This is a genomic window from Vibrio sp. JZG120 (genome assembly GCF_053890955.1).
Genome location: NZ_JBSRRK010000001.1, coordinates 943,033 through 956,810, shown reverse-complemented (window position 1 = coordinate 956,810; position 13,778 = coordinate 943,033). Strand labels below are relative to the sequence as shown.

Sequence of the window (13,778 nt, the reverse complement as noted above, 5' to 3'; positions counted from 1 at the left end):
GATGCGTATTAAAGAAATTGGCAGAATATTTACTCAAAGGTGGTTTCTCGGTCTTATCGGTGTCGCTGCTTGTTCAATTTTTATTTGGGTTGTTGGTCCACTTATCACGATAGCGGGATATGAGCCACTAAAGAGCGACTTCCAACGACTCGTCACGATTTTGGTGCTGGTGTTTGTGTGGGCTTTATTCAACGTGACTAAGCAGCACAAGCAAAAAGTTAAAGAAGACGAAAGTATTCAAACGTTACTTGAGGTTGATAGTCAGTCAGATAAAGAAGCGGCGAGTGAAATTGACTTAATGCGCGAGCGTATTGAGCAAGCTGTCAAAGTAGTAACGAAAACACATAAAGGAAAGCGAAGCTTATATGACTTGCCTTGGTATGTGTTGATCGGCCCTCCAGGGACAGGGAAGACAACAGTGTTAAAGCAGTCAGGGCTGGAGTTTCCGTTAGCGGATAGCCTTGGTTCTGACTCTATTGCTGGTGTCGGTGGAACTCGTCATTGTGATTGGTGGTTTGCAAATAAAGCAGTTCTGATTGATACGGCCGGTCGATACACGACACAAGACAGTCAAGAAAAAGTCGACTCTAAAGCATGGCACGGCTTCTTGGGGCTGTTGAAAAAATATAGAACGCAAAGGCCAATTAATGGTGCAATTGTCACAATTAGTTTAGCCAGTGTGATGTCGCAGACAAGAACCGAGCGAAGCCTTCATGCTCGAGCTATCAAGTCGCGCCTTCAAGAACTGAAGAATCAGTTAGGGATGCAATTTCCTATTTACGTACTACTGACCAAAATGGATTTAGTTGCGGGTTTCAATGAGTTCTTCTCTGATCTAAGCAAGGAAGATCGTGAGGAATTGTTCGGTTTCATGTTTCCGCGTGAAGTGGCTGATGAAAGAGGGGTTATTTCTTTATTCAATAAAGAATTTCATGGCATGCTGGAGCGCCTTGATGCGCGAATGCTGAGAATCCTTGAAACTGAAGATGATTTAGAGAAGCGAGCACTTATTTTTGAATTTCCTAAACAGCTAAGGGTATTACAAGCTAACCTTGATGAATTTTTAGCGGAAATATTTGCACAAAATAGTTTTGAAGAGCCAGCCTTGATTCGTGGTGTGTTTATGTTGAGCTCGGTCCAAGAAGGCTTACCAGTCGATAAGTTAATGAATGAATCGACCAATGGACTTGGACTAAATCGCCTCGCTCTAGCAAAAAGCCCAACAGGATCTCATAGTTATTTCGTGAAGAACTTGTTTGATAAGGTTATTTTCAAGGAACAACTGTTAGGAACGGTTAATCGTCACTATCAAAAGCAGTCAGGGTGGATGCGCCGAGGTGTGTACATTGGCTGTGCTTCTCTACTGCTAGGTGCGTCTGCACTTTGGCTTATGAGCTACAAGTGGAATTCTCAGTTGATTGTCGATACCAATGAGCAAGCCGGCCATATTGAAGCAATGATTGGTGCTGAGAGCCTAGATTTTGAGGCGGATATTATCTCAGCCGTAGAGACATTAGACCGATTGATGACGCTTCCTCTAGGAAAGCAAAGCAACTACGGCGATGCTGATTCCGTAAAAAGGTTTGGTCTCTATCAAGGAGATAAAGTCTCACAGGCGGCGAACAATGCATATTCTGATGCGTTGACCCAATATTACGCTCCCTTGCTTCTTGATAGCTTGGTGACGGAAATGGAAAGTAATCAACAGCATCGAGAGTATTTGTATGAAACGTTGAAAACTTATTTGATGTTATTTAATCCAGACAAATACCAACAAGATGAAGTGTTGGCTTGGTTTAACTTCTATTTTGAACGTCAATATCCGGGTGAACTAAATCTAGACTTAAGAAAAGGTCTGTTACAGCACACTCAAAATTTATTAGAGAATAATGGACAAGGCTTTTCTTATAATACTGCTGCCGTGACTAATGCTCGCGAGGTTTTGACACAAATGTCTCTACCAGAACGTGCTTATCAGCGAATGAAGATACAATTTTCGAAGAGTCATGTTCCTTCATTTCGTTTGACTGATGTTTTGGGGCCTAAAGGGCTTGAGCAGTTTGAACGAGCGAGTGGAAAGCCGTTATCACAAGGCATTTCGGGCTTTTATACGTACAATGGCTTTCATAGCATTTTTCAGATTCAGATCAACCGTACAGTAAAAAGCCTAATGGAAGAGAACTGGGTTTACGGTGACGATCTTAAGGCTCATGAAATTGATCAAGATAGCGCTATTCAAGGAGTCCAATCTCGATACTATCAAGATTATGTGAATGAATGGAAAACTCTGATCGAAGATATTCAACTTAAGCAGGCTCCGAGCCTAGAGCTTGCAACAGAACAAGCTAGAGTTCTATCTGGAGTTGAAAGACCAATCGAATCGTTGTTGAGGGCAATCCAAAAAGAAGTTGGTTTGTCGAAAGTATCATTGTCAGAAAATCAGAAGGCCGCTTCTGAAGTTGCTGGTAAGGTTGCCAAAGTTAAATTTTCGAATACGGCAGATAGACTAGACATGTACTTGCCTGAAGAAAATGGTTTCAATGTTGCACTGCCAGGTAAAGAAGTCGAATCTCATTTTTCGGAGATCTTACGTCTCGGCGAACAAGACTTTGATGATATTCAACAAGCTATGGTTAACTTGCGCTCGTACTTAAGCGATTTATCAAGCTCAGGTAATAATCAGAAAATTGCTTACAAAAGTATTTTAGATGGGACCGTTACACAAGATGTGGCTGCTTCCTTTGCTCGCGCTAAAGAACTTTTGCCTAGGCCATTTAATCAATGGCTAGGTGAACTTTCTCAAGAGTCAGTTAAGTTTGCGGAGAGAGGGTCGAAAGATCATCTAAATCAGCTTTGGGTTACGCAAGTGGTGCGCCCTTATCAGCGGACGATTGCGGGCAGATACCCATTCGAGCCAAATGCGAGCAGAGAAGTAAGGCTGAAGGACTTCAAACGTTTCTTTGGTTATGGAGGTACGCTTGACTCATTCTTCCAAGAGTATCTTGAACCGTTTGTCGATACGTCGAACAGTCGTTGGCGATTAGAAAAGGAAATTGGAGTTCGTCCAGAAACGCTGATGGTCTTTCAAAGAGCGAAGCGTATCAGGCAGTCTTTCTTTGAATCTGATAATTCATTGCGCGTAGAGTTCGGTATGAAACCAGTGTATCTGGATCAGCACATTACTCGGTTTGTTCTAGAGTTAGGTAAGCAAGATTTGGTTTATAAGCATGGACCAGCACGAGCTAAATCCTTGACCTGGCCTGCGGGTCAAGACCAGACTCGAATAGTGTTCACACCACCTGAATCTAAACGTGAGATTGCCCATACTTATGAAGGTGAGTGGGGCATATTCAAACTGCTAGATCAATCACTTAAAGCAAGACCAGAATCACGTAAAGACAACATAGTTATGATTGATTTAAAGGGAAATAAGGTGCAACTAGAGCTTATTCCGTCTAGTGCTATTAATCCGTTTTGGTCAAATGAAATGGAGAGGTTCAGATGTCCACGAACCTTGTAACATCAGCCTGGGGTTATATCGGTAAAATGCCTGCAAAAGGCGACTTTGTGAAAGATGGCTTATCACAAGACTTTTCAGAGCGCTGGCATGACTGGCTGCAGGCTGTTATTGCAGTCAGCAGAGAACAATTGGGTGAAAGTTGGAATGAGCACTTTTTAACCGCGCCTGTGTGGCACTTTGCTCTGGATGTTAGTTACTTAGAAGACTCGACATACATTGGTAGCATGATTCCTAGTGTAGATGCATGCGGTAGATACTTTTTCTTTACTATAGCTCGTGCCGTAAAAGGTGAAGCTGCGCAATATTGGGAGGACAAAGCTTGGACCGAGGACAGTGCATCTCTTGCCCTAGCAGTACTTGAGGACGACTTTGTATTTGATGTTTGGCATAAGAGCATGCAAGAAAAAAACGATTTAGTGGCGAATGTAAAAAGTGAAGTGCGGCCTCTTAAGTTTCTTTATCAAAGCCAAATATCTACGATTTTTCATGATCAAGGTGGAGCAGATCAAAGAGCACTTTTGAATTACCTCATTAAAGAAAAATTGAGTAAGCCATGCTTTTGGTGGACTGAAGGCTCTACTCTAGTTGAACCATGTATGTTTATGACCAGCGGTTTCCCTTCTATTGGTCAATTTTCTGCCATGCTTGATGGCGGTTGGAAAAAGTGGAATTGGTAGGATAGAAGAATGAATTGGAACTATTTTACCTTTGCTAAATCGCACGCAGGAAAAGTACGCCCTTATAACGAGGATGCTCTTTTAGATATGACAGAGCAGCATATTTGGGTTGTAGCCGATGGAATGGGTGGGCATAGTGCTGGCGACATAGCAAGCCAGATGCTAGTGGATAGAATCGCGCGCCATATGCAGGATGTCCCAAATACCAATATCGATGATATCCGGAGTGTGGTTCAAGCCGCGAATTTAGAAATTTATCAATACGCACAAAATCACTTAGACGGTAAAACGATGGGAACAACTCTCGTTTTGTTGTTTATCCAGGACGGGTATTACCACTGTCTTTGGGTCGGTGATAGCCGAATTTACCAGCTTAGAAATGGTCATTTTTCTCAAAAAACACGCGATCATAGTCAAGTTATGGATTTAGTCGATCAAGGGTTATTGGCATTTGAAGATGCTGAGTCACATCCTCTCGCAAATGTTATTACCAGAGCTGTTGGGGTAGATGAGAGTATCACTATTGATCAAGTTTCGGGGCAGTTGGCTGACGGAGATCAATTTCTTCTGTGTAGTGATGGGCTTTCTAAAGAATTAACGAGTGATGAAATTCACCGGACATTGTATGCGGACTCAGTAAATCAAGCAGGATTAGCGCTCATGCATTCGGCGTTAGTGAGAGGTGCAAGTGATAACGTTACTTGTGCGTTAGTCAAAGTTCGCCAAGCGCAGACAGAATTTGAAGCAGTAACGAGAGAAGACGCGACGATCCCCGTTTTTCTTAGAGGGAGGTCTTATGAATAGTGAGATGTTCGATTGGTATGAACAAGCGTTGGCTCCTATATCTCAAGAGAATCCCACAGGTGTTGATCCTAGAGAAGATGTCTCGCCACAGTCCGCTTATTACCGATTAAAAGATCAGCGTATGGCTGCGCGAAATGCAGAGCGCAATGCGCTTATAGAAGAAGAAAGCATTTATACCCACAGTAACTTATGGCGTGTATTTATTGAGGAAGTACCAGAGATACTTACGAATCAGTCTAAAGATTTGGAATTTGTTGCTTGGCTTATAGAAGCCCTAACTCGATTGCATGGTTTTCGTGGTATGGGCGTTGGGTACAAACTCGCAACCGAGTTCATCGAGAAGTTTTGGGATGCTCTCTATCCAATGCCTGATGAGGATGGCATTGAAACAAGAATATCGGCGATTACTGGCCTCAATGGTATCGATAGCGAAGGAACACTTATTTTCCCTATTGCTTGTATCCCGCTTACTGACGTAGGCGTTGAGCAAGCGTATGCCTACTGGGAATATCAGCAAGCTATTGAGTTGGAGCGTTTAGATGAAGATAAGCGCCGAAATCGAGTCGATCTTGGCGCTACAGAGCTATCTGATATTACAACTACAGTTAAATCTACCTCTGATGCCTTTTATCGTGAGCTAGTCGCTGATCTGGAGTTCGCCACAGAGTCATTTAATGAATTCAGTCAGCGATTAGATGAAGCGGTAGGTGATGTTACTCCTAGCTCTTATATATCAAAAAGGCTTGAATCAATACACTCGGCATTAAAGCATCTCCTTGGAGAGCGTTTTAATCAACCACAAGCTGTGTTTGAAGAACTGGAGGAGGTGGATGAATCTTCTTCTTCGGAACAACAAGTGAGTTCACAAAGTTCTGATGCACTATTAGCGACAAACATGAAATCACGAGAGCAGGCGATTAGACAATTGCAGCAAGTGGCTGATTTCTTCAGAGAGAGTGAGCCTCACTCACCAGTTTCTTACTCCATCGAACAGATCATTCGTTGGTGTGGAATGCCTCTGCCGGAGTTACTGGCGGAACTTATCTCCGACGGAGATGCAAAGAAAAGCTACTTCCGTTTGGTTGGCATAGCAGAACAAAATGAAAATTAATAAAGGGAGAATGGTATGACGAGTATCCACTCGAAACTGTCACGAGTACGGAAGCCTCGTGTCCACATTACCTATGATGTTGAAACTGAAGGTACAACTCTTAAGAAAGAGCTACCTTTTGTTGTAGGTGTAATGGGTGACTTCGCTGGTCAAAACACTGAAGCGTTGAAGCCTTTGAAAGACCGCCGTTTTATTCAGATCGATCGAGACAACTTCGATGATGTGCTCAAAAAGATGAACCCATCGGTTAAGTTCAAAGTTGCGAACAAGCTTGCGAACGACGATTCACAGTTTGAGGTGGATTTGAACTTTAAATCAATGCAAGACTTTGAGCCCGCTGCGATCGTAAATCAAGTTGATCCGCTGCGCCAACTGATGGAAACGCGTAATAAACTGCGTGATTTGATGACAAAAGTTGACCGTTCTGAAGAGCTTGAAAACATCTTAGAGGATGTTTTGAACAACACAGACAATCTGGCAAAACTTGCGGGCGAGTTAGATCTTGGCAAGAAAGCGAAGTCAGACAGTACTGAAGGAGCGGAATAATGACGACTGAAGCTGAAAAGCAGTTAGATCCAACTGTTAATGAACAAACAACTTCATTTTTAGATCAAGCTATTGGTGCAACTAAGCAGACAGAAGCCTCTCGTGCTGAAGAGCTAATTAAAACGCTCACTGAAGAAGCGATGAAAGGGACGGTTACTTGGAACAAAAACCTAACGGTAACTTTTCGTGAAGCGATTAATTTACTTGATAAACAGATTTCTGATCAGTTGTCTGAAGTAATGCATCATCCTGAATTACAGAAACTTGAAGGTTCTTGGCGTGGTTTAAATTATCTAGTGATGAACTCAGAGACGAGCTCTACTCTGAAAATTCGCATGATGAGTATGACTAAGAAAGAGTTACATAAAGACTTGAGTAAAGCGGTTGAATTTGACCAAAGCCAGATCTTTAAGAAAGTTTACGAGTCTGAGTTTGGCAGTGCAGGTGGTGAACCTTATGGTGCATTAATTGGTGACTATGAGTTTACCAACCACCCAGAGGATATTGAGTCGCTGCGCCTAATGTCAAATGTAGCCGCTTCAGGCTTCTCCCCATTCTTGTCCGCGGCCTCACCAGCACTATTTGGTTTTGATGAGTGGACTGAACTGTCAAAACCACGCGATCTAGACAAGGTCTTTGAGTCGTTAGAATACGCTCAATGGCGTTCGTTCCGTGAGAGTGCTGATTCACGTTTTGTTAGCCTGACTATGCCGAAAGTTCTGGCTCGTTTGCCATACGGACAAGCCACTGCTCCAGTTGAGGAATTTGGATTTGAAGAGTTCGAAGTAGACCCAGTGTCAGGTATTGCTGTCAATGCTGAGCATAATGACTACTGTTGGATGAACTCTTCGTATGTTCTTGGTGTTAAGTTAACAGACGCCTTCTCAAAATATGGATTCTGTACAGCTATCCGTGGTGCAGAAGGTGGTGGTCGAGTGGATAATTTGCCAACACATTTCTTCATGAGTGATGATGGCGATCCTGATATGAAGTGTCCAACAGAGATTGGTATTACCGACCGACGTGAGGCAGAGCTGGGTAAACTTGGTTTCTTACCGCTTTGTCACTACAAAAACACCAACTATGCGGTTTTCTTTGGTGCGCAAACCTGTCAAAAACCGGCGAACCACGAATCTCCAGAAGCAACGGCTAATGCGGCGATTTCAGCACGTCTACCTTACATGATGGCGACATCTCGTTTTGCGCATTATTTGAAGGTAATGGCTCGAGATAAAATCGGTAGCTTTATGGAAGCAGAAGACGTTGAGTCTTGGTTGAACCGCTGGATTCTAGGCTATGTAAATGCTTCAGAGGGTGGTGGTCAAGAGATCCGAGCGAAATACCCTCTAGCAGATGCTCGTGTCCAGGTTAAGGAAATCCCTGGCGCACCAGGTTCTTACAATGCTGTAGCATGGCTTAAGCCTTGGCTGCAAATGGAAGAATTGACGACATCTTTGCGACTTGTTGCAAAGATCCCTCAGTCGGGTGGATAAGAAATGAATTGGCTGGTCGTAAGGCCAGCCATACCAAATCGTTATGTTCTAGATGGAAATAGCAGTGTCACTTAACTTTCGCGATCCCAGTAAGCTAAAGCATGAATTCAGCACAGGAGGCCATGCTGAGCTTGATAGCCCGTGGTTGACTCGATTCAATGAATCTTCTGATCTTGTAGAGGCAGCTCGAATTTGGCTAGAAGGTACGCGTTCAAGAGATTTGGACAGTTTTCGTCATAGTGTGATGAACACGATAAACCGAATTGATGAGCTATTAGAATCTCAATTAAACGAAATAATACATCATCCTGAGTTTCAACAACTCGAAAGAGGTTGGATCGGCGTGAGGTATTTATGCGAACAGGTCGACACTCGATCATCAGACTCCGTCAAAGTCAAGGTGTTGGCGGCAACATGGAATGAAGTCAGTAAAGATGCACTAAAAGCCATCGAGTTTGACCAATCAGCACTATTTAAGCTGCTCTATCAAAATGAATATGGCATGGCCGGGGGAGAACCCTTTGGCGTGGTAGTTGGCGATTATCAACTTCGTTGTGATGCGAGTAAAAATTATTTTGATAGAGATCTGTCTGTGCTCAGCAAGATCTCTCAGTCTGCAGCGGCAGCATTCAGCCCGTTCATTATGTCAGCATCGCCGGAGATGTTTGGTGTTGACAGTTTTTCACAGCTCTCTGCGATAAGAGATATTGCGGCCCAATTTGAACAGGCAGATTACGCAAAATGGCGCAGTCTGAGAGACAACGATGATACCAAATTTATTGGCCTGACTGCGCCGAATGTTTTATTCCGTCAGCCATATAAAAGTGATGGTTCGCGCAACGATCAGTTCGACTTTCAAGAGCATGTCTACGACTCTAATCGTGATTTGCTATGGGGGAGTAGCGCGTATTGTTTTGCGGCCGTATCAATTAGAGCGTTTCAGGAGCATGGGTGGTTTACGCACATGCGAGGCATTAAGCAAGGGGATTATAGCCAGGGTATTATCGTCGCTCCTACTAGGAACAAAATGCGCGTTAATGGCAAGAATGACCGTGAAAGATGCCCTTTAAACTTAAAGATCTCTGAGAGAAAAGAACAAGAGTTGTCTGAATGCGGTTTCATTTCTATTTCTCCTGTACCTGAAACCGATATGGTAGGGATGACCTCGAATGTATCTCTCTACAAGCCTAAGCAATATGCAGAAAAACACATTTCAACGAATGCAAAGCTCACGTCGATGTTGCAATACACGTTGTGTGTGTCGCGAGTCGCACATTATCTCAAGGTTATGGGGCGTGACAAGATTGGTGGATATCAAGATTCAGAAAGCCTAGAGCGAGACTTTCAACGATGGTTGCACCAGTACACTACCGCGTCGGATGAAGCATCTGATGAACTTAGGGCGAAGTACCCCTTAAATGAAGCGAAAATTACGGTTCGAGAGAAAAGAGAAACTCCAGGACACTATTACTCTGTTATCCATTTGCGACCGCACTTCCAGCTCGATCAAATGGTATCTAGCATTAAATTAATTACTGAATTATCACCAGAGCACTTGGTGTAAGGAAATAACAATGACCCAATGGAAAAATGCTTTGTCCCAAGGCCAATTGCAACAAGCTCTAGAGCTATTAATTGATGAAATTAAAGCGGCGCCTAAAGATGCAAGCTTGAGAAGCTCGTTCATTGAGCTGCTTTGCATTGATGGAGACTTCGAGCGTGCGGATGAGCAACTTATGCAATCGATCAAATTGTTTCCTGAGTATCTACCTGGTGCAAGTCAGTTGCGACATTTAGTGAAAGCGGCCCAGGCTAGAAAAGATTTTATCGACGGTGCGGCTAGTGCCAAGGTATTAGGTGACGAGGAATTCACTAAAAAGCTTGTTCGCTTTAACCTCGCTCTCAAAAATCAAGACTATGCAGAAGCGTCACACCTAGCGCATAGCATTGAAGAGCAGCGTACTATTAAAGGCTTTAACATAAACGGTACAAACTATGAAGATGCTAGGGATATTGATGATCGTTTAGGTGGTTACATTGAACTGTTTTCCACCGCGGGTAACTATTTTCTTGTTCCAATTTCTAGCATTCAAGCGCTAGAAATAAAAGCGTCCACCTCTTTATTAGAAAGTATTTGGCGACCTGTAGAGTTTGATATTGACGGACTTGGCGAAGGAGAAGGCCATATGCCATTGACCTATGTTGACTCAGAAACTGACGCACAAAAGCTAGGTCGAGAAACAGATTGGAAACAGCTTGGTGAGCAAGAATCCTTCGTGGGTTTAGGCCAAAAATGTTGGCTAGTTGGTGATTCAGCCCTCCCAATCTGTGACTTGACTACATTGTTAGAGTCGAAACAAATAGCGTAACAATAACATGTCTTTAACCGTTTCTCTGCTCGACAAATTGATGGATAGTGATCCTTCAACTAGAGATGAAAAAGACTTCCCTACGAGCCAACAACAGATGTTGAACAGCTTGCTTAGAGATCTGGAGTCTATGTTAAATAGTCGTATCGGATGGAAAAACATTCCTGATGACCTTTTAGAGGTTCGCTATTCAATATTGAATTATGGTCTGCCAGATTTTTCCTCGATGCCTTATAGCAGCCAAGAGGGGCAGAATCAGCTTTGTGACATTGTTCATGATGCAATTAAAGAGTTCGAGCCTAGGTTAAGGAATCCTTATGTCCAGATTTCGGACGAGAAAAACGCTATTGATAGGGTGTTGAGGTTACAAATTAGCGCCACTTGCTTAATCGATAACAGCATTCATGAAGTGCGATTCAATTCTGAAGTAGAGCCGGTAAATTTAGGTATGAAACTGAGTAGAGCGAAATGAGTGAAGAGTTTCTCAAATACTATAATCGCGAGTTAGCTTATTTACGTCACAAAGGACAAGAGTTTGGGGAGCAGTATCCTAAGATCGCTGCGAGACTCCGTATCAGTGAGGAGCAGGTTGACGATCCACATGTAGAAAGATTGCTAGAAGGCTGTGCATTTCTAACGGCAAGGATTAGACAAAGTTTAGACAATAGTTATCCTCAGTTCACTGAATCTTTGATGGGGCAGTTATATCCGGATTTTCACGCACCAATTCCATCAATGTCCGTCATTAAGATGAACTGCTCTAGCTCCACTTCCTCTTTTTTTGACGTAGAAGAAGGTGAGCGAGTCGTTATCGGTGCTCCTGGATACCACGAATGCGAGTTTAGAACCTGTTATCCGGTCAGAATGTACCCTGTTGATGTGACCTCTGGCGCTTTCAAAAACGCACCGCTTAAATCGGTGGGCTCCCAATGGGAAAGCCATGCTCATTCAGTTCTGAAAATCCAGCTCACCGCCCAAGATGAAGAGACATCTCTGAGTGAAATGGGATTAGAACGGTTGCGCTTTTATTTAAACGGGCAATCTCAGTTGACGTTTAAACTTTACCAAATGCTATTTCAAAATCTAATTGGTTTATCTGTCGTTGCGGGTGGCAAAGAAGTCCGTTCTTTAACGAAAAGGCATCTTATTGAAGTGGGATTTTCAGAAGATGAGAAGGTTGTTCCATACAGTAAGAGAAGCTTTTCGGGAGCAAGATTACTTGTTGAGTATCTGCACTTTCCTGAGAAGTTCATGTTCTTTGATATCACTGAACTCGGATTATCAGAACTAGCTCTTGGAGAGCAAGTTGAGCTGTATTTTTACTTTGATACCAATGATGATTGGCTTCCTAAGCAAGTGGATGAAGAGAGCTTGATGGTTGGTTGTGTGCCAGTCGTAAACTTATTTAAAAGTGTTATGGAGCCAAAGCGTATTCTACCAACCGAGTACGATTACCACTTATCACCGCAATACCAGGAAGCCGAGAGTAACGAGGTTGTCTCTATTTCTGACGTAACATTGAGAAACTGGAACAAAACGTATCACAACCTGCCATGTTATCACGCTGGTGAGCACACGCATTATATGAACGCCAGTGAAATTTATTGGTTGATGAGACGTGAGGATAAAAACTGGGCTGGTGGATACGATGAGCCGGGTAGGGAAACGTACATTTCTTTTGTTGATAAAAGGCATCAATTGTTCAGTCCAGAGAGCCGAGAAAACTGGTTAATGTACGTTGAAGCTGAGTGCTGCAATCGTAATTTAGCGCAGAAGCTTCCATTTGGAGGCGGTCTTCCAAAAGTCTCTTTGCCGGAAGTAAATGACAACTTCGAGTCAGTTCGTTGTTTAGTTTCTATATCAGAAACCCTCCGGCCAGAAATGGATGAAAGTACACGATGGCAGCTAACTAAGCTTCTAACTTTAAACCACTTTACCGAAGAAGATGGATTAACAACTTTGAAGCAAACCCTGAATCTCTACGCATTTTCTGGGACAGCAGAAACGAAAGCGGTAATTGATGCTTTAGCGAAGCTAGAGTTCGAGCCGACTACAGGTAGAGTCAGTCAGAAAGGTAAAGTTGGTTTTGCGCACGGTATAAAAATCATTTTGACAGTTTCTGATCAAATTTTACCTAAAGAGCAAATCTTCCTCCTAGGTAGTGTGCTATCCGTTTACTTTGCACAATATGCTGAAATTAACATTTTTACGCAGCTAGAAATAAGACTTAAGTCAACGGGAAAGCCCTTCCACTTATGGCCTGCATTAACTGGCGATAAGGTGTTGCTATGAGCGCGGAGCAATTTTATCGAGATCTAAAGCAACATCCGTTGTTTGAAGCAATTCACCTTATCGAACACGAGATCTTGCAAGCCGAGGCACAAATAGGGACAGATGCTCTACCGAAGCATGAAAAACTAAACTTAAAGGTCAATCCATCGTTAGGTTTTGAAAATGCGCAGCTTTGCGATCTAAAACATATTGATAGCCACAAGCTAGCACTTGAAACCAATTTAATAGGCCTAACGGGTGAGCAGGGGGTGCTTCCTCAGCACTACAGCGAGTTAGCTTTACATCGTCAAAAAGAAGGCGATACGGCAATGGTGGACTTCTACGATATTTTTAACCATCGTTTACTGTCTCTTTACTATCGATGCTGGCAACTAAGTCAATTGACCGTTCAGTCTCGTGCTCATGCACAGGGATTACGTTCACCTTTAGAAGATTGTAAGTCGGCATTAACTGGCCAGGGTAGTTCGTTGTCCCTGCATTATGGTGGTGTTTTTGCTTCACCGACGAGAAGCAAAGCTGGACTAAAAAGTGTTCTTGAATGTTTATCTGGATGCCAAGTAAAGATTCATGAGTTTCAAGGGCAGTGGCTACATCTTGCAAAAGAAGAGCAAACACGTCTTTCATCTCGAACTATGCCTGAAGGGCAGTTTGCTCAACTTGGTTCCGGAGCATCCTTAGGCTCGAAAGCTTGGAATATAAACGCAGGAACAACGATCGAGTTTCTGCCAAAGCACAAAGATCTGGTTAGTAAATTACTGCCTAACCATCCAAATGTAGAAATTATTAAACGTGCGGCTTATGAATTTATTGGTAAGCATAAGCAATTGAAATGGCAGCTCACCACCAAACATAGTTTATTACCTCAAGTTTGTTTATCAAAAAAACATGGTCAGTTAGGTGTTGGTTCTGTACTTAAAAAACATAAACGCACAAAAGATCGAACCATAACAATTACTATTTAAAGGA

At 42.9% G+C, this 13,778-nt stretch carries 11 protein-coding genes; all 11 read left to right on the top strand.

The features are described 5' to 3' along the window. The first annotated feature begins 1 nt into the window (after position 1). Genes tssM through tssG form a run of 11 tightly spaced genes read left to right on the top strand, consistent with a single transcriptional unit; the run spans position 2 to position 13,774 of the window. On the top strand, positions 2-3,520 hold the full coding sequence (gene tssM / locus ACWPOD_RS04105) for a type VI secretion system membrane subunit TssM (protein WP_167427561.1): 3,519 nt from the start codon (positions 2-4) through the stop codon (positions 3,518-3,520). Next, complete coding sequence (gene tagF / locus ACWPOD_RS04100) at positions 3,502-4,197, top strand: type VI secretion system-associated protein TagF (RefSeq protein ID WP_167427560.1); 696 nt, start codon at positions 3,502-3,504, stop codon at positions 4,195-4,197. Before tssM ends, tagF begins: the two co-directional genes overlap by 19 nt. A gap of 9 nt (positions 4,198-4,206) precedes the next feature. Beyond that, a complete protein-coding gene (locus tag ACWPOD_RS04095; RefSeq protein WP_005398381.1) occupies positions 4,207-5,001 on the top strand; it encodes a PP2C family protein-serine/threonine phosphatase in 795 nt (264 codons plus the stop codon). After that, positions 4,994-6,112: a type VI secretion system protein TssA gene (gene tssA / locus ACWPOD_RS04090; RefSeq protein ID WP_456231581.1), complete on the top strand. Its 1,119-nt coding sequence runs from the start codon at positions 4,994-4,996 to the stop codon at positions 6,110-6,112. The genes ACWPOD_RS04095 and tssA overlap by 8 nt, the downstream gene beginning before the upstream one ends. Before the next feature lie 15 nt (positions 6,113-6,127). Continuing rightward, positions 6,128-6,658: a type VI secretion system contractile sheath small subunit gene (gene tssB / locus ACWPOD_RS04085; RefSeq protein ID WP_005396385.1), complete on the top strand. Its 531-nt coding sequence runs from the start codon at positions 6,128-6,130 to the stop codon at positions 6,656-6,658. Continuing rightward, positions 6,658-8,151 carry a type VI secretion system contractile sheath large subunit gene (gene tssC / locus ACWPOD_RS04080; RefSeq protein ID WP_005396386.1) on the top strand — a complete coding sequence of 498 codons (1,494 nt, stop codon included), beginning with the start codon at positions 6,658-6,660 and terminating at the stop codon, positions 8,149-8,151. Before tssB ends, tssC (ACWPOD_RS04080) begins: the two co-directional genes overlap by 1 nt. Before the next feature lie 52 nt (positions 8,152-8,203). Further along, a complete protein-coding gene (gene tssC, locus ACWPOD_RS04075; protein WP_167427559.1) occupies positions 8,204-9,715 on the top strand; it encodes a type VI secretion system contractile sheath large subunit in 1,512 nt (503 codons plus the stop codon). Positions 9,716-9,725: 10 nt separating this feature from the next. Beyond that, the gene (locus ACWPOD_RS04070; RefSeq protein WP_167427558.1) at positions 9,726-10,520 is read left to right on the top strand and encodes a type VI secretion system accessory protein TagJ; all 795 of its coding nucleotides are present in this window, start codon (positions 9,726-9,728) and stop codon (positions 10,518-10,520) included. A 7-nt stretch (positions 10,521-10,527) separates the two neighbouring features. After that, positions 10,528-10,992 carry a type VI secretion system baseplate subunit TssE gene (gene tssE / locus ACWPOD_RS04065; RefSeq protein ID WP_012842186.1) on the top strand — a complete coding sequence of 155 codons (465 nt, stop codon included), beginning with the start codon at positions 10,528-10,530 and terminating at the stop codon, positions 10,990-10,992. After that, complete coding sequence (gene tssF, locus ACWPOD_RS04060; RefSeq protein ID WP_047009238.1) at positions 10,989-12,812, top strand: type VI secretion system baseplate subunit TssF; 1,824 nt, start codon at positions 10,989-10,991, stop codon at positions 12,810-12,812. The genes tssE and tssF overlap by 4 nt, the downstream gene beginning before the upstream one ends. After that, entirely contained in the window at positions 12,809-13,774 is a 966-nt protein-coding gene (tssG, locus tag ACWPOD_RS04055) for a type VI secretion system baseplate subunit TssG (RefSeq protein WP_167427556.1), read from the top strand. The genes tssF and tssG overlap by 4 nt, the downstream gene beginning before the upstream one ends. Positions 13,775-13,778 lie beyond the last annotated feature (4 nt).

Excerpts from the sequence above, each read along its gene's own strand:
- tssF (WP_047009238.1), top strand. The coding sequence starts at position 10,989 with ATGAGTGAAGAGTTTCTCAAATACTATAATCGCGAGTTAGCTTATTTA.
- tssE (WP_012842186.1), top strand. The coding sequence starts at position 10,528 with ATGTCTTTAACCGTTTCTCTGCTCGACAAATTGATGGATAGTGATCCT.
- tssG (WP_167427556.1), top strand. The coding sequence starts at position 12,809 with ATGAGCGCGGAGCAATTTTATCGAGATCTAAAGCAACATCCGTTGTTT.
- ACWPOD_RS04095 (WP_005398381.1), top strand. The coding sequence starts at position 4,207 with ATGAATTGGAACTATTTTACCTTTGCTAAATCGCACGCAGGAAAAGTA.
- ACWPOD_RS04070 (WP_167427558.1), top strand. The coding sequence starts at position 9,726 with ATGACCCAATGGAAAAATGCTTTGTCCCAAGGCCAATTGCAACAAGCT.
- tssC (WP_167427559.1), top strand. The coding sequence starts at position 8,204 with ATGGAAATAGCAGTGTCACTTAACTTTCGCGATCCCAGTAAGCTAAAG.
- tagF (WP_167427560.1), top strand. The coding sequence starts at position 3,502 with ATGTCCACGAACCTTGTAACATCAGCCTGGGGTTATATCGGTAAAATG.
- tssA (WP_456231581.1), top strand. The coding sequence starts at position 4,994 with ATGAATAGTGAGATGTTCGATTGGTATGAACAAGCGTTGGCTCCTATA.
- tssC (WP_005396386.1), top strand. The coding sequence starts at position 6,658 with ATGACGACTGAAGCTGAAAAGCAGTTAGATCCAACTGTTAATGAACAA.
- tssM (WP_167427561.1), top strand. The coding sequence starts at position 2 with ATGCGTATTAAAGAAATTGGCAGAATATTTACTCAAAGGTGGTTTCTC.
- tssB (WP_005396385.1), top strand. The coding sequence starts at position 6,128 with ATGACGAGTATCCACTCGAAACTGTCACGAGTACGGAAGCCTCGTGTC.